16 protein-coding genes and 1 riboswitch are annotated in these 23,684 nt (G+C 59.2%); of the genes, 11 read left to right on the top strand and 5 right to left on the bottom strand.

Annotated elements, in window-relative coordinates:
- Positions 1–71 precede the first annotated feature (71 nt).
- Positions 72–2,258: a PBP1A family penicillin-binding protein gene (locus tag HY962_02875; protein ID MBI5645851.1), complete on the bottom strand. Its 2,187-nt coding sequence runs from the start codon at positions 2,256–2,258 to the stop codon at positions 72–74.
- On the bottom strand, positions 2,234–3,055 hold the full coding sequence (locus HY962_02870; GenBank protein ID MBI5645850.1) for a UDP-2,3-diacylglucosamine diphosphatase: 822 nt from the start codon (positions 3,053–3,055) through the stop codon (positions 2,234–2,236). The genes HY962_02875 and HY962_02870 overlap by 25 nt, the downstream gene beginning before the upstream one ends.
- Before the next feature lie 274 nt (positions 3,056–3,329).
- On the opposite strand from HY962_02870, the gene HY962_02865 reads away from it, so the two are divergent.
- Both HY962_02865 and HY962_02860 read left to right on the top strand, forming a co-directional pair.
- Entirely contained in the window at positions 3,330–6,098 is a 2,769-nt protein-coding gene (locus HY962_02865) for a T9SS type A sorting domain-containing protein (protein ID MBI5645849.1), read from the top strand.
- A 454-nt stretch (positions 6,099–6,552) separates the two neighbouring features.
- Positions 6,553–6,978 carry a hypothetical protein gene (locus HY962_02860; protein MBI5645848.1) on the top strand — a complete coding sequence of 142 codons (426 nt, stop codon included), beginning with the start codon at positions 6,553–6,555 and terminating at the stop codon, positions 6,976–6,978.
- 245 nt (positions 6,979–7,223) lie between these two features.
- On the opposite strand, the gene HY962_02855 is transcribed toward HY962_02860, so the two are convergent.
- Positions 7,224–8,585: an insulinase family protein gene (locus HY962_02855; GenBank protein MBI5645847.1), complete on the bottom strand. Its 1,362-nt coding sequence runs from the start codon at positions 8,583–8,585 to the stop codon at positions 7,224–7,226.
- Positions 8,586–8,733: 148 nt separating this feature from the next.
- Positions 8,734–8,839, top strand: a riboswitch (TPP riboswitch).
- 91 nt (positions 8,840–8,930) lie between these two features.
- Between HY962_02855 and HY962_02850 the strand changes: the two genes are divergently transcribed.
- From HY962_02850 to HY962_02830, 5 genes are all read left to right on the top strand, one after another.
- Complete coding sequence (locus HY962_02850; protein MBI5645846.1) at positions 8,931–11,378, top strand: TonB-dependent receptor; 2,448 nt, start codon at positions 8,931–8,933, stop codon at positions 11,376–11,378.
- A 56-nt stretch (positions 11,379–11,434) separates the two neighbouring features.
- Positions 11,435–12,085 (top strand): thiamine diphosphokinase, encoded by a 651-nt coding sequence (locus HY962_02845; GenBank protein ID MBI5645845.1) that lies wholly within the window; start codon positions 11,435–11,437, stop codon positions 12,083–12,085.
- Positions 12,086–12,315: 230 nt separating this feature from the next.
- Entirely contained in the window at positions 12,316–12,600 is a 285-nt protein-coding gene (gene groES, locus HY962_02840) for a co-chaperone GroES (protein ID MBI5645844.1), read from the top strand.
- A gap of 51 nt (positions 12,601–12,651) precedes the next feature.
- Positions 12,652–14,280: a chaperonin GroEL gene (groL, locus tag HY962_02835; protein MBI5645843.1), complete on the top strand. Its 1,629-nt coding sequence runs from the start codon at positions 12,652–12,654 to the stop codon at positions 14,278–14,280.
- 212 nt (positions 14,281–14,492) lie between these two features.
- Positions 14,493–14,999 (top strand): GyrI-like domain-containing protein, encoded by a 507-nt coding sequence (locus HY962_02830; GenBank protein ID MBI5645842.1) that lies wholly within the window; start codon positions 14,493–14,495, stop codon positions 14,997–14,999.
- Positions 15,000–15,269: 270 nt separating this feature from the next.
- Here HY962_02830 and HY962_02825 read toward each other — a convergent pair whose 3' ends face one another.
- Positions 15,270–16,190, bottom strand: coding sequence for a TPM domain-containing protein (locus tag HY962_02825; GenBank protein ID MBI5645841.1), 921 nt, complete (start codon positions 16,188–16,190; stop codon positions 15,270–15,272).
- Positions 16,187–16,846 carry a hypothetical protein gene (locus HY962_02820; protein ID MBI5645840.1) on the bottom strand — a complete coding sequence of 220 codons (660 nt, stop codon included), beginning with the start codon at positions 16,844–16,846 and terminating at the stop codon, positions 16,187–16,189. Before HY962_02820 ends, HY962_02825 begins: the two co-directional genes overlap by 4 nt.
- A 288-nt stretch (positions 16,847–17,134) precedes the next feature.
- Here HY962_02820 and HY962_02815 point away from each other — a divergent pair, with 288 nt between their 5' ends.
- The 4 genes from HY962_02815 (at position 17,135) to HY962_02800 (ending at position 23,671) form a co-directional block, all read left to right on the top strand.
- A complete protein-coding gene (locus tag HY962_02815) occupies positions 17,135–17,614 on the top strand; it encodes a hypothetical protein (GenBank protein MBI5645839.1) in 480 nt (159 codons plus the stop codon).
- Between the two features lie 61 nt (positions 17,615–17,675).
- Complete coding sequence (locus tag HY962_02810) at positions 17,676–19,916, top strand: caspase family protein (GenBank protein MBI5645838.1); 2,241 nt, start codon at positions 17,676–17,678, stop codon at positions 19,914–19,916.
- Positions 19,917–20,029: 113 nt separating this feature from the next.
- The gene (locus HY962_02805) at positions 20,030–21,028 is read left to right on the top strand and encodes a hypothetical protein (GenBank protein MBI5645837.1); all 999 of its coding nucleotides are present in this window, start codon (positions 20,030–20,032) and stop codon (positions 21,026–21,028) included.
- A gap of 222 nt (positions 21,029–21,250) precedes the next feature.
- On the top strand, positions 21,251–23,671 hold the full coding sequence (locus HY962_02800) for a CHAT domain-containing protein (protein MBI5645836.1): 2,421 nt from the start codon (positions 21,251–21,253) through the stop codon (positions 23,669–23,671).
- The last annotated feature ends 13 nt before the right edge of the window (positions 23,672–23,684 follow it).

Genomic DNA, 23,684 nt, shown 5'->3' with positions numbered 1-23,684 from the left:
AGGGGATGATGCCGGATCAATATTGGCATTACGGGGTTGAGTTCAAACCGCAGCAGACATTTGAAGAACCGTCAGTACTCGATGACAGACTCGCGTTTGCGCGAAGCGCCGCCCGACGTGTGCACGGTGCAAACCCCGGGCATGTATTTCTTGTTCACAAATTCCGTTACGGTGGCGGGACAGAACGATGTGGCGATGCTCTGTGAATCCAGGCAGATGTGCTCCTGCACCACGCCGGGTGGGAGAGTGAAGTCCGCGACAGGCAGCTTGATTCTCCTGTCGCCGTACACGTACTTCATGAACCGCGCCCAGATGGGAGCGGCCGCGACACTGCCTTGACCATACGAGCCGGTGAAGGTAATCCGGCGGTCGTCGAAGCCTGTCCATGCTCCGGCGACAAGATTCGGTGTAAATCCGATGAACCAGGCGTCCGCATAATCCTGTGTCGTCCCGGTTTTTCCCGCGGCCGGACCTGCGTACCACGCGCGTGTGGCCGCACCGGTCCCGCTCGCGACGACGGACCGCATCATCGACGTCATGATAAACGCCGTCTCTTTGCTCAAGACTTCGCGGTATTCGCCGGGATCTTCCTCGATGACGCGACCGTCACGGTCTTCGATGCGCAGAATCGCACGTGGTTTGGCAAGGATGCCCTCGTTGGCATAGGCGCCGTAGGCGGATATCATTTCGAGAGGAACCACTTCGGATGTGCCGATTGCAAGCGAGGGATACGGGCGGAGATTGCTCGTGAGGCCCATGCGATGCGCGTAACGGACCACTTCCTCGGCTGGAGCGATCTCGAGCATGGCGCGAATCGCGACGAGATTTACCGACAGCATAAGACCGCGACGCAGCGTGTACATGCCCCCCGTTTCTCCTCCGAAGTTTTTCGGTGACCAGCGTCGTCCGCTGCCGTCGGAGATACCGATGGGTTCATTCGGAAGCTGGAAGGCAGGCGTGTAGCCATTATCGATGGCGACCGTGTAAACAAACGGTTTGAATGTCGATCCCGGCTGCCGCTCGATTTGTGTACAGTGATTCAGTCCGTAGCGGAAATCCATCTCCGAATTCCCGACCATCGCACGGATTTGTCCCGTCGCGGGATCGATCGCCGCAAAGCCAACCTGGATTCTGGTCAAGGCCGCCTTTACTGAATCCACGAAATACGGATTCCTTCTGCATCGGATCAAAGCCAGTTCCCGCGCATCCGCTGTGCGCGCGGACTGGTATTCAGGCGTCTGCCGGGCGGCGATGGTGATGGCACCCGCGAGCAACGCGCGACGCTGCGGGGTTTCCCAATTCCAGTGCGCCGAAAACGTTGTCTGAAAGGTCGAGAGATGTTCGCGCACCGCGCGGTTCGCACTCTCCTGCATCCTGCTGTCGAGCGTGGAATAGACCGTGAGCCCGTCCCGGTAGAGGTTGAATCCGTGTTTTTCGGCCTTCTCGCGAAGCTGCTGGCGCACGTATTCGACAAAATGCGGTGCAATGCCTGCGGAGCGCACGCGTGAACGCGTGACGATGGAATCGTATCTACGCGCCTCAAACATGCCGCGCGGAATAAATCCCTCGTCCTCCATTCGCAGGAGCACGACATTTCTTCGCGTGACAGCCCGGTCATAGTGCCGCCGCGGGTCGTACCGGGTCGGATTCTGGAGGAGTCCGACAAGAAATGCGCATTCGCCCAGAGTGAGTTGTGACGGAGCTTTCGCAAAGTACTCTTGTGCCGCGGCCTGCAGCCCGTACGCCCCGCGTCCGAAAGGCACGACGTTGACGTACATCAGGAGAATTTCGTCCTTGGTGTATCTGCGTTCGATCTGAACCGCGGTCACCATCTCGCGTAGTTTGCGCATGATAGTGACTTCATCGGAGAGATAGAGCTTCCGTGCAAGCTGCTGGGTCAGTGTGGAGCCGCCCGGTCCGCGGAGTGTGAATTTGGAGAGATTCAGAAGTATGACACGGGCCACGGCGCGCAGGTCTACTCCCCAATGCTCGTAGAACCGCGTGTCCTCCGTTGCCAGAAGGGCGTCAAGGAACGCTTTCGGGACGCTGTCGAGTGTGGAGATGCGCGAGCGGTTCTCCTCGAAGAACTTGTCGATCAGCTCTCCGTCGGCGGAATACACACGGGTCGCCAACGGAGGCCGGGGATTCTCGAGTTCTTCCAGCGAGGGAAGTCCGGTGAACACTCCGTCAAAAAAGAAGTATCCGCCGACAAGGGCCGCGATCGCGGCAACGGTCAACCAGAAACGTTTGGGTTGCATGCTTCCTGTGCGATAAGTACTTCCCGGTCGTCCTTGCGCGAATACAGGCGCATGAAGCCGTCGTGATACACTGCGTATGTATAGGACGTTATCCAGTCGCCCAAATTCACGTAGAGTCCCTGACCCATTCGTTGAAGGGTGGCCTGGTGCCTGTGACCCATTACGACGCACGACGCTCCCGCGTCGATGCGGCGCATGGCCTCACGGTGCATACCATCCGTCTCGCCGTACTTTTTCGTACCCGTGTATTTTCTGCTGGAATGGGAAGACATACGGGCGAGAGCAAAACCGATATCCGGGTGAAGCCAGCGGAACAGCCATTGGGCGAGCGGATTTCGGAGGATCGCCTTTATGGCTCTGTAGCCGGCATCCTTATCAGCGAGACCGTCACCGTGATAGACATAGAAGCTCCGGCCATCGATCGAAAAAGTCACGTCGTCGCGAATGATGTCCACACCAAGGTCGTCACGCAACACCTGGCCGATAGCGAAATCGTGATTCCCCGCAAGATAGGTGATACGTGCGCCGGATTGCGCCAGATTCTCAAGCGCCGACAGCACTGCATGGTGTCCGCGAGGGACTACGGACCGGTATTCGAACCAGAAATCGAAAAGGTCGCCCACGATATAGAGATCCCCACGATGATCCTGAACCTCTTTCAGAACCTCAAGCAGGCGGGCGCGTTTTATTCGTTCAACTCCCGGCGCACTCAAGCCAAGATGTACATCGGAAATGAAATACAGGATTTTCCCCCGGGCAGGGGCACTCCTCTGAGTAGGAGGCGAATCGGGAGTCATCCCTATATGCGAAACTGGAGACATCGCTGAAAAATGGAGAAGACCGGCCTGAATTCCAAGGCAGGCACGCTGTGGTTCTCGTCCGCCGGGTGATCATGACCCTGATACATGTCGAGGCGAGCTTAGTATGTCGAAAATGCCCATTTTACGGGCAGATCTTTTCATTTTCCCCGGCTTGACTTTACGGGTGCGAAATGGTAGTTTAGGTCCAATTCGATATTCTCGTCCGATAAATCAGCCACATAGCAATTTTCACTTTCGTCAGGAGGTTTCAATGAAAACAGCTCGACTGTTTTTCGCACTCTTTGTGCTTGTCCTCGTCGGCGCCAGTCCTGCGTTTTCGCAGGGAACGCCGCCGTGGGAGTACTGGAGGGATGTCGAAGCGCCCATCACGGATTACAACACCACGTCGAGCACTATTGAGATCACCGACGTGTTCACGATCAGCAGTTTGCAGGTCATGGTGGACATCGATCACACCTCGGCCAACGACCTCATGATCACGATGAGCGGCCCCGGCGGCAATTACATTCTCTCGCTTTACAACGGTAGTGTGTACGACAATTTCGAAAACACCATTTTTGATCCCGCCGTGGCTCAGATGCCCTGCAGCGGCATCGTGCCTGCCGGCGCGGCTATTCCCGGCGTCGGAATTGCGGACGCCTCCAATGTGACCGCGTTCTTCCGCGGTGTGTACAAGCCGCAGCCGGGAACAGTGTTCCCGACCTCTGGCAGTCCTGTTGGCCTGTGGACGATCAACGTCTACGATCGCGCGTCCGGCGACGTCGGCACCCTGCGCCGCTGGGCGTTGATCTTCAACCGTTACGGCGCGTATAAGGATGTGCGCATCGGTTGGGACATCAACTACTGGAACACCTGCGGTTCGGCCATCGGTCCGCGCCTCCCGGTTCCGTTTGTGGATGACATGGCTGCGCATTCGATGACAAGCCTGTATCCGTACACCGTGCTCGGCCGTCGTCCGCAGAACGGTCAGTCACTGTTTGTGCCGCTGATTCAGAACAGCAAGACCGCCAGCGAAACCCGTATGAACTTCTACGAGACCTCGCCGACCGGTTCGATGGTTCAGAAGGAATTCAATCTGAACATGCCTCTGGGTTTCTATGCGTTTGGTAATGTCGCGAACCTTCCCGCAGAGCAGGGCACGTACAGAGTGTCGATGAACCTCTTCCAGCGCGGCGATCTCTTCGCCTCGCGCGGCGACAATTCCAAGATGATTCAGTACACGTTGACCCCCGGCTCGCTCGCATACGACAATGGCGTATCGCAGCAGACGTACAATGGCGGCGCAAACGATTGCGAAGCCAACGTGTTTGAAATCGAGCAGGATCAGACTCTGACCAGCGTCGACATCTGGCAGGGAAGCAACGTCGAGCTCGAGCCGACGAATTCCGCAGCGCGTATTTCCGTGCGCGTCTTTGACGCTGCGAGCGGAGTGCCCGGCACACAGATCGCAACCACGGGCAACCGCCAGCTCCCGATCCAGGGCGCGAAGTGGGTGTCCTACGATTTCACCCCGCCCATCTATCTCCCGGCAGGCCGGTACGCATTCGGTATCTGCACCGACGTTGCTCCGACAACAGGCGGCGTGGGCATGGGTATGGACCAGCTCGGCAGCCCCTTCGACATCAATGGGAACATCAGCCGTTACGGCAACCACGGCATCCAGTTCTGGTCGCCGAACGGTGGCACAACCTGGAACAACGACATGCTCCGCCAGTTCGGTGGCAAGATGATTCGTCCGAACTTCGTGACCGGCGCCGATGTCGGCGTCATCGCGATCCTGAATCCCTCCGGCACGAACCTGCCCGGTTCGTTCTCGCCGGTCGTGCGTTTCGGTTCCTTCGCGAACCACCCGCAGCTCCCGAACGCCGTGACCTTCGGCAAGGTGTACATCACCAACAGCGCCGGTCAGCAGGTGTATTACAGCGAGCGTCGCGTGACCCTTTCCGCGGCGCCGTACATTGCGGACGTGACCTTCGACGCCGTGAGCGGCCTCGCCTCCGGATCGTACACGATCAAGGCGACAATCGAGCGTGCCGATGAAGAGAACTTTATCAACAACAGCTACAGCCGCAATTATGTGAAGACCTTCGCGCCCGTCGTGGTGAGCCACCGCGGACCGGTTGCGCAGGCGCTTCGCGCAAACATCGAAGCTGCGTTCGGCAATGTCGAATTCAGCGATCGCGCACTCAACACCTCGCTGCCGACCGAAGGCCGCGTGCTGTGGATCGGCACGATGAACACCGACGAAGCCGCCTCCGCCCGCGCGTTTGCCAAGGCAGGTAACGACTTCATGGTTCTTCCGACCGCGGAATACGCGGGTGACGTGCTTTCGAACGTGTTTTCGACCGTGGCAACCGCCGACGAGCAGAAGTCCATTCTCGCATCCACTCTCGCAGTGCGTCTGGCAACCCGTCCCGAGATCGTTATCAACCCGCAGATCGCCGCGATGAAGGACAACGCCGCCGCAATGGTGATGTCGAAAGACATCTCCGAGCGTGAGGCGGTGGGTGCGAAGATCGCCGGTGCGATCGCGCAGTTCGAACAGCGTATCGACCTCATCAACCGCATGCCGCAGCTCGACATGAGCGGCCGCAATGTGAGCATCTCGAATTCGCAGGACATCCGCGTGGAAGGGCTCCGCGTCGGTGACCTCTCCGTTGCCAAGCTCGTGCCGGTCGTATCAGCCGCACCGCGTCAGGTTGTGGAAGCCATCTCGGATCCGACCGAATTCCAGATCGCGCAGAACTACCCGAACCCGTTCAATCCGACGACAAACATCGCGTTTAATCTTCCGAGCGATGCGCAGGTTTCGATCCGCGTGTACGACATGCTCGGCCGCCATCTCTCCACGCTCGTGAATGCCACGCTCAGCGCAGGCAAACACATCGTCAGTTGGAATTCGACGAACGATGCGCGCGAAGTCATGCCCAGCGGCATCTACGTGTACCGCATGGAAGCCACGCCGCTCAACGGCACGGCGCCGGTCGTCCAGACCAAGAAGATGATCCTTTCGAAATAAACGGATCAGTTTTTCCGATTCAAGCGGCCCGCGATTCGCGGGCCGCTTTTTTTATGGGCTGTACCGGACCAGGGAGGACTGACACAATGTGGACCTGTACCGTCACGTGCCTGCAGAGACAGGCCGTGCAGTGTCCGCAGAGGCGCTGGATAGGGCCGCAGGGTGGGGGCGCGCTGGGCCCCCCGAGATACCACTGTACACTAAAAGCAGACATCAACAGTGCACAGCCGTGATGCCGCGGTCAGGACACATATACATTGTTTCGCGAGCAAGAAAATGTGCCATGTGTGAAGCCGCTTCACACGTGAAGCGACTTCACAGGCGTGGGACTTGCATTCACAGGGAAAAAAAGATCCCCATACAATGCGGCTGAAATTCACAAGAATTTCACATGGCACGGTTTTGTTATTGCTCCATGCAGACACGTTACACAACCTCAGACATGGAGGATACAATGGCCCTCAAAGGATTTCTTCCCATACTCGCAGCCGCTATGGCATTCGTTTCCATCACTGCAACCGCGCAGCACGACGAACGCGCAGCCGCGCTTTTGTGCCGCAGCAACGACGGCATCGTGGTTATTACCCAGAACACGATCAGTGTGCGCGACTACGCTTTCGAATTCGACACCCATGTAAAGGCCGGTGTCATCCGCATGCGCGATGCCCACAGCGGCGCAACCGCGGTGGTCGATGTGCGTGACGAGGACGGGCTCTACGTCACGATCACCGAGGGCAGCCTCACCATGCAGCTCGCCATACCGCGCACAAACATTACACTGCGCAGCAGCGATACAGCGGCACACGACGTCGCATCAGGAATTTCCGCAGCCGATCTCATCTCATTCGTGCAAGGCGCGCCGATCGCTGCATCCCGCTAGGGGTTGCGACGGCACACGATGATGAGAATGGACGGAATGTTTCACCCCCCACCACACACCGAATGAACCGCGAGCCGAACGGCTCACCCGCACATTACCCACCGCCGTAGCAGACGGCACCGCCTGTCACATCGACGCCCGGATCCTGGGGAGCCAGAGGAGCCGGGCGCTCGTCTTTTATACGCGGGCCCTTTCTTTTGCAGCGATTCCGCGCCGCACTCTCGCGAGGCGGGGCGGATATGGGTTTACAACGTGACGCCCAGTTCCTGTCGTCCCGCTGGAACGATGCTCAGCACTACCACAGACGCGCCGGAGAGGTAACGCCGTGCCGCCTCGCGGAGCGCAAATGGTGAGACACGCGCCTGCGCCTCGATGCCGGTAAATTGTGACGCGGGATTTGAGGTGTAGAGATTGCCGAGGTTCAACGCGTCACCCCGGCCGCCAAAACCGTGCACCGATTCCATCGGCAGAAGAAATTCCATTTCGTTGAGCGACCGCGACATCGACATCTCATCCTCCGACACCGGAGTCCGCGGGATGGTTTGCAGAAGGGTCAACGCCTGCTCGAACACCGTACGCAACTGCGTCTCGGCCCTGCATGTGATGGTGATGGCGAACATCCCGTGCAGATCCTGGCTGGTCTGCCGTGCCGTTACATCGAGCACGTTGGGATTGTTGTCGAGGAACAATTTCTTGAGCCGCGCATCCCCCGCGCCCGCGAGCAGTTTGGCGAGCAACTGCAGGGCCGCCTCGTCGGGATCGCCCAGGGGCACGGTGGGAAAGACGATCTGCAACGTCGAAAAATCGACGGGTGCCTGTTTGATCAGCGCGACGGGTCCTGCCGGATCAAACTTTCGCGCCTCGGTTTTCCAGACGAAGCGTTTGCTCGCGGGAAGTCCCGCAAAATATTTCCTCACGAGTTTTTTTGCATCATCGATTCGGAAGTCGCCTGATATTGTCATGCTCGCATTGCCCGCCGTATGGAAGAGTTTCATAAACTTCCGTACTTCGGCGAGCGTGATCTTTCGCAGTTCGGTTGTGTCGCCCGTGCTCAAATGCGCGTAGGGATGACCCTCGGGATACATTTCCCTGTAGAGCGCTTCCTGCATGTCGGCCGATGGATCCTTTGCCGTTTCGCGCCGCTGTGCAATCATATACTCAACAGTCTGTTTCAGCATGATCTCTGTGACTGCATCGCCCGCGGCTTTCAGGCGTTCAGATTCTATCCAAAGCCCCGCGTCGAGATATTTGCCCGGATACGTGAGGGTGATGTTGGTCCAATCAACACTGGTTAAAGACGCGTATGCGGCAGTCGCCTCGGTCTGAATTTTCCCGAGTTCGCTTGCCGCATGCGCTGGAAGCGAGGCAAGCAGCAGATTGCCTGACACTGTGGCGATGCCGCGGAGTCCGCTCGGATCCCAACTGGAACCGGCACGGAAGGCGATATGGATGGACACGGCGGGCAGCGTCGTATCCCGGTGGAATACCACATCCATACCGTTGGACAGGGTGATTTTTTCGAAAGCTGGTTTGTAGGTCTGCGCATGCAGAAGAAGTGTCGCTGGCAGCATGGCGAGGATCAGGGCGAGAGTGTGTCGAGTATTCATCCTTACAAAATACCCACGGAGAACCGCGACGTGCAAGGGGATACGCCCGCCGGGTGTGCGGAATGAAGGCCGTTCCCCCGCTACCGGTGGCCATCCGCGGTGAGATGTGCTCCGGGCCTTGACAGAGTGCATGGCAACGCGTAGATTGGTGTGTCACTCGGGGTGCTGTCCCGCACCAAAAAAAGGGACGGCTGAGAACACACCCGTCGAACCTGACCCGGATAATGCCGGCGTAGGAATGAACTCCACACCGCGCTGCCTTTTTCCCGGCACGCGGTTTTTCGTTTCCACACCTCTCCGCGTCAGGGTCGAGTTTCCTGATACCTCTCGATTGGAGCATCGCTCATGAGACACACATGGATACTCGCCCTCGCACTGTTTCTGTTCGCGCAGGGCCCACTTGTTTCACAAACAATAACCGGAAGCGTGGTGGACGCACGCAGCGGACTCCCACTCGAAGGAGCCAACATTGTGCTGGTCCCGGGACCCGGGGGCACGGCCGCCGACCGCTCGGGACGATTCACACTCGAAGCCGCTTCCGGTCCCGTATCCGTCCTGCGTGTAACACACGTCGGTTATACGTCGATCTCTATCATGATACCGCGTTCGCAGGCGGGCGTCTTTCAACCGATACGGCTGGATCCCGTGCCGATGCCAGGTCCGGAAATCGAAGTGTCGGCCTTTCGTGCCACGGAGCGTTTTTCACCCGTCACCTTTTCCGAGTTGCGCGGGAGCGATCTGCGCGACTCGTACTTCGTGCAGGATGTGCCCGTGCTCCTGAGCGACCTACCATCGTCGACATTTTATTCCGAAGGCGGAAGCGGGATCGGGTATAATTACCTGCGCATACGCGGCTTCGATCAGCGGCGTCTTGCGGTGATGATCAACGGCGTGCCGCAGAACGATCCGGAGGATCACAACGTGTACTGGGTCGATTTTGCCGATCTGCTCGGCAGCACGGAACAGATTCAGGTGCAGCGCGGCGCGGGCAGCGCGTTTTACGGTCCGCCCGCGATCGGCGGATCGGTGAATCTGGTGACGGGCGATTTTGCCGATCGCAAAGGCGTGCGTGTGGCCGCGGGCGCGGGTTCGTGGAATACACAGCGCTACGCCCTGTCGTTCGGATCGGGTTTGCTCGATCAGACGTACACGCTCTACGGCCGACTCTCGCGCGCGGTCACCGACGGCTACCGCGACCGCTCGTGGGTGAAAACCAACAGCTATTATTTTGCGGCGACGCGCTACGACCGGAACATGACCACGCGTGTCAACGTGTACGGCGGGCCGATCAGCGACGGGCTTGTGTATTACGGACTTCCGAAATTTGCGGTGAAGGACAGGCAGGAGCGCAGGAAGAATTACAACTACTGGTCGGCGGAAAACGGCGTCTACACTTGGTCGCAACAGCGCCGCGCTCAGGAAGTGGAGGAATTCTCGCAGCCGCATTACGAGTTGCTGCACGAGTGGACCATCTCCGACGACGTCACTCTCAACAACACCTTCTTCCATGTCGCGGGCCAGGGCTACTTCGATTACGACGGCACGGGGTGGACGGACACCTCCTACTACCGGCTTACCGAAAAATACGGATATGCCGGAGCGGGTAATCCGATAAATCCCATCATCCGCGCCTACGTTGACAACCGCCAATGGGGCTGGATGCCGCGGCTCACCGTAAGGCATGCGGGCGGAACGCTGACCGCGGGTCTCGAACTGCGCACACACGGGTCGCTGCACTGGGGACGCATTCAATGGGCCGAGGGGCTCCCCGCGGGTCTCGATCCCGGCAGGAAGTACTACGAGTACCGCGGCGGCAAGACCATCGTCTCGGTCTATGCGCAGGAGCTGTACGGACTCTCGGAGCGGCTGAACCTCATGGGCAGTCTCCAGGCCGTGTACAACCGGTACCGCCTCGGCGACGAGGCCTTTGTGGGTACGGATTTCGGAGTGCCGTATCTGTTTTTTAATCCGCGTCTCGGCCTCAACTACAATCTCGACGCCGTGTGGAATTTTTACGGGAACATATCCTACACGCAGCGGGAACCGCGCCTCAAGAACCTGTACGACGCGGCGGAATCCAGCGGTGGCGCCGTGCCGCAGTTCGAGCGGACGGACGCGGGCGGTTACGACTTCAGCGCACCGTTGGTGAAGCCGGAAAAACTCGCAAATCTGGAATTGGGCGCGCGGTATTCTGAAGGCTCCGTTCGCGCACTTGTAAACGGGTACATGATGGACTTCAGCGACGAGATCGTAAAAAGCGGCGGACTCGACCGATTCGGCCAACCCATCACCGGAAACGCAGAACGCACGCTGCATCTGGGCCTGGAGTTCTCCGGAACAGCGACATTGCTCCCGGGCCTCGATCTCGACGTAAACGCTCTCCTGAGTCGCAGTCGTCTGGCGCGGCATACCGTGTGGGAAAGTGATCCGGTGAGCGGCGCCGCACGTGCTCTGGAATTGGACGGCAACCGCATCGCCGGTTTCCCCGAGCGCATTGCAAACGTCCGGCTGACATGGCGCGGAAGCGGCCTGACAGTGGGCTGCGGATGGAAGTATGTGGGCGACCAGTACACGGACAACTTTCAGAACGAGGAAAACAAAGTGGATCCGTTCTCCGTCTTCAATCTCACCGCCGCATACCGCACCCCCGCGCTGCTCGGCGTGCGCGGCATCGATCTGCGTGTGTCCGTCGAGAACCTGTTTGACGCACTGTATGCTCAGAGCGGGGAAGCGGATCAGTTTTTTGTAGGAGCGGAACGCAGCGTCTTTTTCGATATTGCGATCGATTGGTAGATGGTGCGGTAGGGGTGTCACGGCAACTGTGCGACGGATTACGAACTGAGAAGAATATGAAGGCATTGATAATCGCGAACGGCACACAACCGACGAGCGAGCGATTGCGCATTTTGTCCGCGGAGGCGGGCTATGTCGTCTGCGCCGATGGCGGAGCCAATGCGGCACGAAGGGCAGGGCTTCTGCCCGATGTGCTCGTCGGCGATTTTGACTCCGTGCATCCGACCGTCATCGCGCATTTCACAAAACACGGAGTCGAGATCAGGCACGAATCGGGACAGGACGACACGGATCTGGAAAAGGCGTTGCGTCTGGTAGTGGAACGAGGAGCGCGATATGTGACCATTACCGGTGCGACGGGACGCCTGCTGGACCACAGTCTCGGGAATCTCGCGATACTGAGTAGATATGCCCGTGCGCTCGAAATCACCCTCGAGGATGCCGACTACTTCATCGACATACTGACTCGTGCGCGTCGCTTTCCGGCCTTTGCCGGACAGCGTGTTTCCATTGTGCCTCTGCCGAGTGCAGAGGGGATACAATTCAAAGGACTCAAATACACACCCCCCGGCGGCCGGCTCATTTTCGGTGAGAACGAGGGCACCTGCAACCAGGCGACGGGTCAGTCCATCTCCGTTTCCTGCAGCTCGGGAGTACTTATGGTTATGCGGGACAGGAAGAATGTTCCTTCACATGGGCGTGAATAATAATTCTCGTTCAAAAACCGACCGGCTCACTCCGGAAGAACCGTTGTTTTGGCAAAACCCTTAAATTGATCGATAATTAAGGGTTTTTGGAGATTTGGCACTCTGGTCTTGACAGTGCCAGGGAGAAATTGTATATTAGCACTCGCATAATACGAGTGCTACCACACGATATAGCAGTAGATAGAAGCAATCCCCAACACCCATTCAATTCATGGAGGAACATCATGGCACTGAAGCTTAAGCCGCTTGCTGACCGCGTTGTGGTTCGTCCGCTCGAGGCGGAGGAAAAGACCGCCGGCGGGCTGTACATCCCCGACACCGCAAAAGAGAAGCCTATGCAGGGCGAAATCATGGCGGTCGGACCGGGTAAGGTCGGAGACGATGGCAAGAACATCGCGATGGAAGTGAAAGTCGGTGACAAGGTGCTGTACGGCAAGTACTCGGGCACCGAAGTCCGCATCGACAGTGAGGACTACCTCATCATGCGCGAGAGCGACATTTTCGCGATCATCTAAGCTCCCTCATCGAATCAGCGAACGCAAATACGAATACAGGAGAAAAGTACAATGGCAGCAAAGATCATCACGTACGATGCCGAGGCGCGTAATGCGCTCAAGCGCGGTGTCGACAAACTCGCCGACGCGGTGAAAGTGACTCTCGGTCCGAAAGGCCGCAACGTCATCATCGACAAAAAATTCGGCGCGCCGACCGTCACGAAGGACGGCGTCACGGTTGCAAAAGAAATCGAGCTCGAGGATCCGATCGAGAACATGGGCGCACAGATGGTGCGTGAAGTGGCCTCGAAGACCTCAGACGTTGCGGGTGACGGTACCACAACAGCGACAGTGCTTGCACAGGCGATCGTCCGCGAAGGCCTGAAGAATGTTGTTGCCGGCGCCAATCCGATGGATCTGAAGCGCGGCATCGATGTGGCCGTGTCGAAGATCATCGAAGGCCTCAAGGAAATGAGCCGCGATGTGAAGGACAAGACCGACATCGCGAACGTCGGGTCCATCTCGGCCAACAACGACCGCGCCATCGGCGAGCTGATCAGCGACGCGATGGACAAGGTCGGCAAGGACGGCGTGATCACGGTGGAAGAAGCCAAGGGTACGGAAACGCATCTCGACGTTGTCGAGGGTATGCAGTTCGACCGCGGTTATCTGAGCCCGTACTTCATCACGGATCCCGATTCGATGAAGACCGTGCTCGAGGATCCGCTCATCCTCATCCACGACAAAAAAATCAGCTCGATGAAGGACCTGCTTCCGATCCTCGAGAAAATCGCGCAGCAGGGCCGCCAGATCCTCATCATCTCCGAGGACATCGAAGGCGAGGCGCTTGCGACGCTGGTCGTGAACAAGCTCCGTGGCACGCTGAAGGTTGCCGCCGTGAAGGCGCCGGGCTTCGGTGACCGCCGCAAGGCGATGCTCGAAGACGTGGCCGTGCTCACCGCAGGCACCGTCATCAGCGAGGAGAAGGGCTACAAGCTCGAGAACGCGACTTTGTCGTATCTCGGAACGGCCAAGAAAGTGGAGATCGACAAGGACAACACCACGATCGTCGAAGGCGCCGGAAAAACCGAAGACATCAAGAAGCGCATCAACGAGATCAAGGTCCAGATCGAAAACACGACGTCGGACTACGACCGCGAGAAGCTGCAGGAGCGCCTGGCGAAACTTTCGGGCGGTGTTGCGGTACTGAAGATCGGCGCGGCGACGGAAGTCGAAATGAAAGAGAAGAAGGCCCGCGTCGAAGATGCGCTGCACGCGACACGTGCCGCTGTCGAAGAGGGCATCGTGCCCGGCGGCGGCGTTGCGCTGCTCCGCGCGATGAAGAAGCTCGAAGGCCTGAAGCTCGACAACCACGACATGCAGGTGGGTGTGGATATCATCCGCAAGGCCGTCGAGGAGCCGATCCGTTGGATCGTCAACAATGCCGGTCTCGAAGGTTCGGTCGTTGTGCAGAAAGTGAAGGACGGTGAAGGCGATTTCGGTTTCAACGCCGCTAACGAGCAGTACGAAAACATGACCGCCTCGGGCGTCATCGATCCGACCAAGGTGTCGCGCATCGCGCTCGAGAACGCGGCCAGTGTCGCCGGTCTGCTGATCACCACCGAGTGCACCATCGTTGAGAAGAAGGAAGAGAAGCCGGCTATGCCCGCCATGCCCCCGGGCGGCGGAATGGACTATTGATCTCTCCCTGCTGTATGCTTGCAAGGCCCTGCGAAAGCGGGGCCTTTTTTTTTTTTGAAGGAGGTTGGAGGGAGGATCTAGGATCTAGGAGTGGTGAGTGGGGAGGTGTGCGGGGCTGAAGACGGGAAATATTTCCAGATATCACGCTCCGATGCTTGCTTTTTTCAGATTTGGTGGTTAGTTTTATGTCTAACCATTTAGGAGAGTTGAGTATGAATTCTTTCGAGCAGCTTCACGCGTTGGAAGTGACCGTGCCGGAGGCCATCGGCGTGCAGGTGAGAAGCACGGTGGGCAGCAACCCCGAGGAAATCGGTCCCGCGATGGGAGCGGCCATGGGCACACTGATGGGTTATATCGGACAACATGGTCTGCAATGTGTCGGTGCACCGCGTTGCGTGTACCTTGAATACGGTCCCGACGGAACAACCTTCCTCACAGCCATGCCTGTTGCCGCGCCTCCCCTTGATGCGGGCACCGGACCTGTGTCCGTCGGTCCTTTACCCTCGGGCGAGGCGTTTCGTTTTACACATACCGGACCCTACCCTCAGATCGGCGCGACCTATCATCTGATCACCGACTATATGCGGGGCAAGGGGCTGATGGAGTCCGAGGCCGACTGGATGAAGTACATGCCGATGTGGGAGGAATACCTCAACGATCCCGCCACCACACCCGAAGCGGAACTCGTCACACATATCTATCTGCCGATAGCGCGGTAGTTCGAATTCACACGTAGAGGCACAAGCCCGCTTCCACGCGTAAAAACTACCACACGAATATCACGGCAATAACAAAGAGGAACATCCGACGATGTGCCTTGAGTTATTGCCGTGAGCTTTGTGGTGGTTGTGTTCCTTCACGTCCAAGCAGATGGTCCACAGTCACGTCGTTAGGTGAAACGTGGAAACGTGCTATGTGGGAACGTGCTACGCGGAAACGTGTATCGCGGAAACGTGAAACGTGGACACGTGTAACGTGGAAACGTCCATTTACCAGCTTCCCGACGAGCCGCCGCCGCCGAAAGATCCACCGCCGCCTGAGAACGAACTGCCGCCGCTGGACCAGCCGCCTCCGGAGGAGGAGGAACTCATCCACCCGCCGCTGCTGCGTGAGGTCGTGACCTTGGTTGTAAGGTATCTGCCCCACTCGGTTTTTGGCGCGAGCAGCTTTAAAAGCGGGAAGCCGATGATGTATACAAGGAAGAAGACCGGTCCGAGGAACGATACGGGCGAGTCGAGGAGGATGAGCGCGGGAGCTGCCCAGAACGGAATCAGAAACGCGTACATGAACCACGACGTGCAGCCCTTCGAGAAAATGCCGAGGAAGGTGAAGACGCCGACGATGCCCATCCAAAACACGAGGAAGAAGATCATGCCTGTCGTGTCGAAACCATCGGCGGACGAAGAAGCCGTGCTTGTGTCGAGTGTGCCGTCGGCTGCGGCGATCATCGCGCGCACGCCTTCAAGCACGCCCGCGTCGAAATTCCCGTTCTTGAATTCCGGCGTGATTTTCTCGTTTATGATGAAAGAACAGACGGCATCCGTGAGCGAGGCCTCGAGGCCGTAGCCCACTTCGATGCGCAGCTTTCGGTCGTCCTTTGCGATGAGAAGCAGGGCGCCGTTGTCCGAGCCTTTTTTGCCGAGTTTCCATGTCTCGGCGACGCGGAGGGCATACTCCTCGAGAGATTCTCCCTCGAGGGTTGTGATGGTCAACACGGCGAACTGATTCCCCGTGCTGTCCTCATGCGCCTTCAGCAGGCGTTCGATTTCCTCGATGGTGCCTGTCGACAGGATGTGCGCCAGATCATTGATGCGACCGCCCAGGTACGGCACGTCGAGTGCACGCGCGGCCGCAAGGGCGATCAGCAGACATGCGACCGTCAGCGAGAAAAAAAGATGCGCGCGTCTCATTTTGTGTGCAGACGGACGGCGTTGTCAAGTTCGTTTGTGTCGTCGGGCCTGATCTCGACCCCCATGCGCGCGAGCAGTTCGCCGCAGCGTCCGATCGCGCCGACAAGCGCCTCGCCAGGTGCGCCGCGCTTCATGCCCGCCACCATGTCGGCCACTATGCCATCCCATTCCTCCTGCTTGACTTTCGCATTGATGCCGCTGTCGCCGAGTATGCGCACGCGGTGTTCGAGCAGCGACAGGAAAATCAGGATTCCCGTGCGGTCGCGCGTGGCGAACACCTCTTCGTCGAGGAAGGCGAGTCCGGCGCGTTCATCCACACGCTGTTTCACGACCGCCGACGACACAAAAAGCAGTTTGAGCGAGGGAAAGAGCAGCGTGAGGCCGGCTCCGAGTATGAAGCCCGCGATGGTGAGCAGCGCGACCTCGGCCACACCATAGGGCAGCCACAGGTTTGTGCCCATCCACAGTCCTGCGAGCACCCCCAGCACCAGCAATGAGACGAGTGTGCCCGCGCGCCATGGGGCCTCGGGATAGGGATCGCTCCGGCCTACGATGTACGGTACGATTTCGCCGGAGGTTCGGCTCTCCGCTGCCTTCACCGCCTCGGCGATGCGTTTTTGATCATCCTGTGTCAGCAATGTTGCTGGATTGCTCATGGGTGTCCTTTAGTCGTTTCATGCAAGTTATACTGTCACATGCTGGGTGGCAAGAGACGGGCAGTGTTGTCGGGTATGCCGCCGGTGCAGACACCGGTGCCGATGTGTGATAGCGCGCATCCGAATGCACCCCAGTGCCCAACGAACGGGAGGTGCGGAGTCCGCCTGTGTGTACGGTTGTAACGAGTGGTCGTCGTGAACGTCGAATTCTGTGGCGACACTCCGCGATTATCGATATTTTCCGGCACAACATCCCCCACTCACTTCCCACACAATCGAGAGGCAGTCATGTCGCCGGAACTCGTACACGTTGATATTCTTCTGCGTCGCGTCGAGACGCTGGAACGCCAGAACCGCCGGATCAAGCGTGGCGGGGCTGCGGCGCTGCTGTGTGTCGTCGCGCTGATGCTCGTCGGCTGGATGAGCGCATACGAACAGCAGACCTACGAAGGGCGCTTTCTGCTCAAGGACCAGAACGGTACACTGAAAGGCGCGATGCTCACGGATCCCCAGACCGGACTCGGAGGATTCTTCATCGGAACATCCACCGCGGAAAAGTCCACATCGCAGGACAACGTCACAGTCACCACAAAAATCGCCACACAGCCGCACATCAACATCGGCTACAGAAAGGACAACGGTGAACCCTATCTCACGATCTTCGATCGTGCGGGACAGGTGCGTGTGAGTCTCGGAGTGGACGGCGCCGGGGAATCCCATCTTGAACTCTATGACCGCAAGGGCGGGCTGATGTGGAAGGCCAAGTAGTGCCTTCCGAAACACGGGTCGAATCGCTACATTGTTGTTCTACCATCAGCGACTTGAGCACATGAGACGATTCTTGCGAATTATCGGCCTTTTTGTATTGCTGTCAACCTTCTCAGCGGCGCAGGACGACCGTGTTTCGATGTACCTCGAAGAAGGGAAATCGGGCGCCGTGTGGGATGTGGCCATGAGCCCCGACGGGAAAGTGATTTACTCCTGCGGCCGCGATTCCACGGTGAAAATGTGGAGCACGGTCAACGGCGAATGCTTGCGGACGATGCGCGCCGAGCGCGCGACACTGAACACTGCGCTCGCGCTCAGTACGGACGGATCGGTTCTTGCCGTTGGCGACATGAACGGTCGTATCACCGTGTACGACGCCGTCTCGGGAAACAGGCGCGTCGAATTCCATGCGGGGTATTCCTATGTCACCGACCTGTGTTTTATGCCCGATGGGCGAGGCATAGCGGTGTCAGGCAGAAACGACAGCATCGCGGTCTACGACACTGATGGCCGGAGGCGTTTCGCGTCCGCAGCGGGATCGGTGTGGGTGACAGGCATTGCCGTATCGCGCGACGGGGCACTGCTCGCGTCCGCCGGGCAGGATGGCACCGTACGCCTGTGGAATGCGCAGTCGGGTGCGGCGGTGGCGCTGCTCGGCAGGCACAGTCGCTTCGCGCGATGTGTGGAATTCACACCCGACAACACCACGCTGCTGAGCGGAGGACGTGACCGCATCGTCCGCGCCTGGGACGTGCGCAAACGCGCGCCTATGCAGTATTTTGAAACGGGCATCGGTTTTCCGCATCATCTGTCCTTCGACCGGAGCGGCAAGACCGTTGCGGTGAGCATGATGGACGGACTCGTCGAAGTATGGGACTGGCAGAAGTCGCTGCGTGTACGCGCGGTGCCCGAGTCGTATGGCGCAATGGCGTCGGTGTTCGAACCCAAAAAGGGCGAACGCCTCACCACCGCACATATTGACGGCGCGGTGAAAACCTGGCGGGTGAAGGATGCCGCGCAGCTCGTGAGCATGGTGGGATTCAGCGACGGACAATGGCTGAGCTTCACGCCGGACGGGTACTACGACTGCTCGGTGTTCGGCGACCGGTATGTGCAATGGCGGCGCGGAGAAGAGCTTTTCCCCCTCGAGCGCTACGAGGCGCTCTACAAAAAGCCTTCGGTAATAGAGGATGCGCTGGCCGGCACCTACGCGCCCGAGGCGCGGCTTGCGCGCGTGATCGATCCGCCCACGCTTGAATTGCTGTCACCACGGCATCAGCAGCTCTTTGCCTTCGGCAGCGAGAAAATGGAAATCGTTGTGGAGTTCCGCGCGCGGGACAAGAAAAAAATTGAATCCGCGCAACTGCGTCTCAACGGCCGTCCCGTTGCGGATGAAAATCTCGTGTCCTCCGAAACACTCACGCGGAGCGAGACAGAACTCGTCCGCCGCGTGCGCCTCGAGGTGCTGCCCGGCATCAACGTGATCGAGGCGGTCGCATACAACGCGGCCCGCGTACACAGTAAACCGGCACAGGCAGTGATCAAGGTCGAGACCGCCGACCAGCAGCGCGCCAATCTCTTTGTATTGAGCGTGGGGGTGGACCAGTACGGCGGCGCCTTCCCCGATCTGACGTACGCGGCGCTCGACGCCAACATGTTCGCCCAAAAACTCGCCGCGCAGGAGGGCAAGGAATACACGCGTGTCTACAGCAAGGTGCTCCTGAACAAGGATGCCTCGCGGAAGGGCGTGCTGGATGCCATCGCCCAATTCCCGCCGATGCGATCAAACGACATGCTGGTGCTGTTTTTCAGCGGGCACGGCGTTCGCGCGCGCAATACAAAGGGCGGGACCGAGTACTTCTTTGTGACCGCCGGCGCCGCGCGTAAAACCGTCGCGCGGGACGGTCTGTCATGGGAGGATGTGGCACGGCAGATTATGCGACTGCGCGCAGGCCGTGTGGTGATGCTGCTCGACGCCTGCCATTCGGGCGAAGTCTCATCGGGCGCGTCGAACGACAAGGTCGCGGGAGCCCTTGCAAACAAAGTCGGCATCATCCTTGCATCAAGCTCCGGTAACGAGTACTCGTTCGAGAACCGCGAGTGGGGCCATGGCGCGTTCACCAAAGCCCTGATCGACGGACTCAGCGGCAATGCTGATTTCACAAAGAACAATATCATCGACTGGAGCGAACTGCAGCTCTACGTCACAACAACGGTGAAGGAACTCACCCGCGGTGCGCAGACGCCGATGATTCCACGGCTCGAGGAGTTCGCAAATTTCAACGTGGCGCGAGTCAGGTAGGTGGAATGTGGAATGTGGAAAGTGGAAGGTGGAAGGTTGAAAGTGGAAGGTGGAAAGTGAAGAGTGAAGAGAGAGAGAGAGAAGGGTGTCATTACACGAAGAAGGACATTGACATGCGATTCATACTACTACTGACTGTTTTCCTGATCACCGCTGTGCGGGCCACTGCGCAGGAGCAGCCCGTCGCGCTGGTCACAAGCAACGGCGGAAAGTCCGACATTAAAGCCCCTGCCGGAGGCGCGGTGACGGATGCGTCCGTGGGCGCGGAATTGCGTCCCGGCGACGTGCTGACCGTCCGTACTGGAACTACTTCAATTGTTTTTATGGCCGGAGATTTTCTCGAAGTGCAGGCCGGTGAGCAACTGACAGTGGGCGCCACCGCATCCGCAAGCAAGCTGGCCGATGCGGGCGGCACCCGCGGTGTCACGCGTGATGAAACGGTGGCCGTGCCCGGCGGAGGCATCGCACGCCAGCAGGGCAAAGATGCGCTGTCGCAGCTCTCCATCGCATCCGGAATTCGCGGCGACGCCATGCCCGTCGCCGTGTCGCCGCGTCTCGTACTTTCGGATCCGAATCCGCTGTTTTGCTGGTTCGATACCGACTCCTCCGCATCCGGGAAAACACGGACCTACACGATCATCATACGCGATGCCGAGAATGCCGTGGTCGCGCAGAAGGACGTGGAAGGAGCCGTATATCGCATGAACAGCATGCGCGCCGATAAATTGAGCGCGGGCCTCAAGCCCGTTCCCGAAAAGCGTTATACCTGGGCCGTGTACGAACAAGGCAAGGTGCCGAATCCCCTCCCTGCTTTTGACGCGTTCTTTATGTTCGCAGACAAGGGCGGACTCGAGAAGGCAGCGCAGAAACGTGAGGAGTTGCAGGCCTTGTTCTCAGGAAAAAAAATCGACGAACAGTCCTATCACACGCTCAGCGTCCTGGCGTACAGTGACGACAGGGAGCGGCTCTTTGCGGACGCATTCCAACATCTCCTCGTTTTAGCCGCATCCCCCACTTCGTCACGCTTTGCGGTCGAGCAGTTCGCGAGAATTCTTCCGCGTTTCGGAAATCAGACGACCGTGGTTGCGGCGATACTTGGTGGGAGGAGATAGTAGGTGGTAGTTGGTAGTTGGTAGTGGCTGGTGGTAGTTGGTAGATGGTAGGGGTGGGGTCTTTTCAGAGCGGTGTGAGGAGACAGGATTGAGGATACAGGAGACAACCTCAGCTAATACTAGCAATATCGGACCCCGATCCTTGTTCGTCATTTTCCACTCGCGTTTCGTCCTTCACCATTTCCCGTTTGCCGTCTGCCGTTCCCTGTGCCTGCTAAAACGATGACCCGACGCCTCCTTATATCGATAGTGCTGCTTGCGTGTGTCGCATCGTGTTCCGCGCCGGATGTGGTGGTGAATGAAGATCCGCGTATCAGTCAGGGACGCGCGATGGTGGACAGGGGACAGTACGAAGCGGCCGAAACCCTGTTCAAGGAACTGCTTCGTGAGGCGGAGCGTGACCGGGACGGCCTGCTGCAGGCGCAGTGCAGAAAGTGGCTCGGCAATGTGCGCCTTGCCTACAGACGTGATGCCGACGCTCTTGTGCTGTATCAACAGGCCCGCGCGCAGCTCGACAGTCTGCTTTCCGCCGCGGGAGCAAGGACGCCGCGCCTCGCGCGTCAGGAACGGGCGAACGTGCTCAACAACATTGCAGTGGTGGAAAAAAACGCGGGACGATACAACGAGGCCGAGGTGATGCACCGGCTCGTGCTTGCGGACGACCGGCTGCGCGGAGAGCCGCTTCCTGTCGCGGTCTCACTGTACAACATCGGAACCGTGTACTATCTGCGTGCTGACGCGGCGCGTCGCGGGGCCGACACCGCTCGCTTCCGCGCGAACCTCGACACGGCCCGCGCGTACTTTCGCGAGTCGCTCGCCGTGTTTCCCACCGCCGACGCATGGCTGAATCTCGGCAACACGTTTGCACACGAGGGTCGGCGCGACAGCGCGGTCACCGCGTTCCGCCGCGCCAACGACGAATACCGCGTCTCCGGATTCCGCGTGCACGAGGCGATGTGCCTCGGCAATATCGGTCTGATGCTCGACGAGGACGGTCGAGGCGAGGAGGCCGCGGAGGCGTTGCGACGGGGAATCTCGATCATCGAGGAATTGCGCGGCGGACTCACGTCCATCGACGTGCGTTCGAGTTTTGTCTCGAACAAGTACCATCTCTACGAGCGCCTCATCTCGATACTCGTGCGCCTCGGAAAGTTCGACGAGGCTTTCGAGTATGCGGAACGAGCGAAGGCGCGCTCGTTCCTCGACATGCTCGGCAACAAGACCATCGGCGAAAAAAAACAGCGTACCGCGCGCGGCGCCGCGTTGGTGGCGGAGGAGCGCGCGCTGCACGAGCAGATAGCCCGGCTCATCGACACTCCCGACAGCAGCGCACAAGTAGCCATCCTGCTGCAGCGGCACAGATCCGTTCTCGACACGCTGCGCGATGTCGATCCCGAATACGCGTCTGTGAAGAGCATCGAGCCCGCCCCGGCGCGCGATCTGCGCGCGCTGCTCGACGATTCGACCGCACTCGTCGAGTACTTCATCGGTGAGACTGTGGACGACGGCGAACGCGCCGCCTTCGTCTTTCTTCTGCGCCGCGACACACTCGTCGCCAAACGTCTCACCATACGCGCCGAGTACGGACTCGAGCGCCGCATCGAGACGCTGCGACGGCGGTTGTACGCCGATTTCCCGAATGCCCGCGCCGCGGCGCTGCGCGCGGCTCGCCTGCAGAAGGGTCTGACAATGGACCAAGCCCTCGCTGAATGGCGGGCGGGCGCAACGGACAGCCGCTGGCAGTTCGAGCTGATGGAGATGTACAGTGTGTTGCTCGCTCCCGTCGATGCATTGTTGCGTGGTGTGCGGCAGGCCTATGTCGTCCCGCACGGACCGCTGCATCATCTGCCTTTTCAAGCGCTCGTGCGCATAGGCAATTTCGACAAACGTCGCGATGTCCACGTCGCGCGGCCGCGTTTCCTGATCGAGGACATGGCCATCGCCTATCTTCCTTCGGCAAGCGTGCTGGCCTTTGTACGTTCGAAGGCCCCTGCGGACGGCGCCACGAGCCTCGTCGTGGGTGATCCCGCCTACGCCGACCCCGTCTATCGCGCGCGTCCTCTCGCGGGCGCTCTGGTCGAGGCCGATTCCGTCGCGCGATACATCGATGGCGCCGTTGTCCTGACCGGTGCCGCCGCCGAAGAGGCGCGCGTGAAACGTGAGGCCGTGCGCGCCGACGTTCTGCACTTCGCCACGCACGGTGAACTCAACAAGCGTGAACCACTGCGCTCGCGCATCCTGCTGGCCGCGGCAAAACCCGAAGGTGATGACGACGGCAATCTCACGGTCGGCGAAGTGTTCAACCTCGACCTGCATGCCGCGCTCGTCGCCTTGAGCGCATGCCAGACGGCGCAGGTCGCGGGCGAGGAAGGCGGCTTCACGCAGGGCGACGAACTTGTGGGCCTGACCCGATCCTTCGTTTATGCTGGAACACCATCCGTTATTGCGTCGTTGTGGGTGGTGGACGATGCCGCCACACTCGCGTGGATGATCGAGTTTTATCGCGCATGGCGGCGCGACGGCATGGCCAAGGCGCAGGCCGCGCGGCTGGCCGCACTCTCACTGTTGAATACACCAAAAGATCCCGATTGGGTTTTCCCGTATTATTGGTCCGCCTTTATTTTCTTCGGGGACACCCGATGAGCACGCCACTGCA

The organism is Ignavibacteriota bacterium, assembly GCA_016218045.1.
Lineage (GTDB): Bacteria > Bacteroidota > Ignavibacteria > SZUA-365 > SZUA-365 > JACRFB01.
This window is presented reverse-complemented; position numbering and strand designations above follow the sequence as displayed.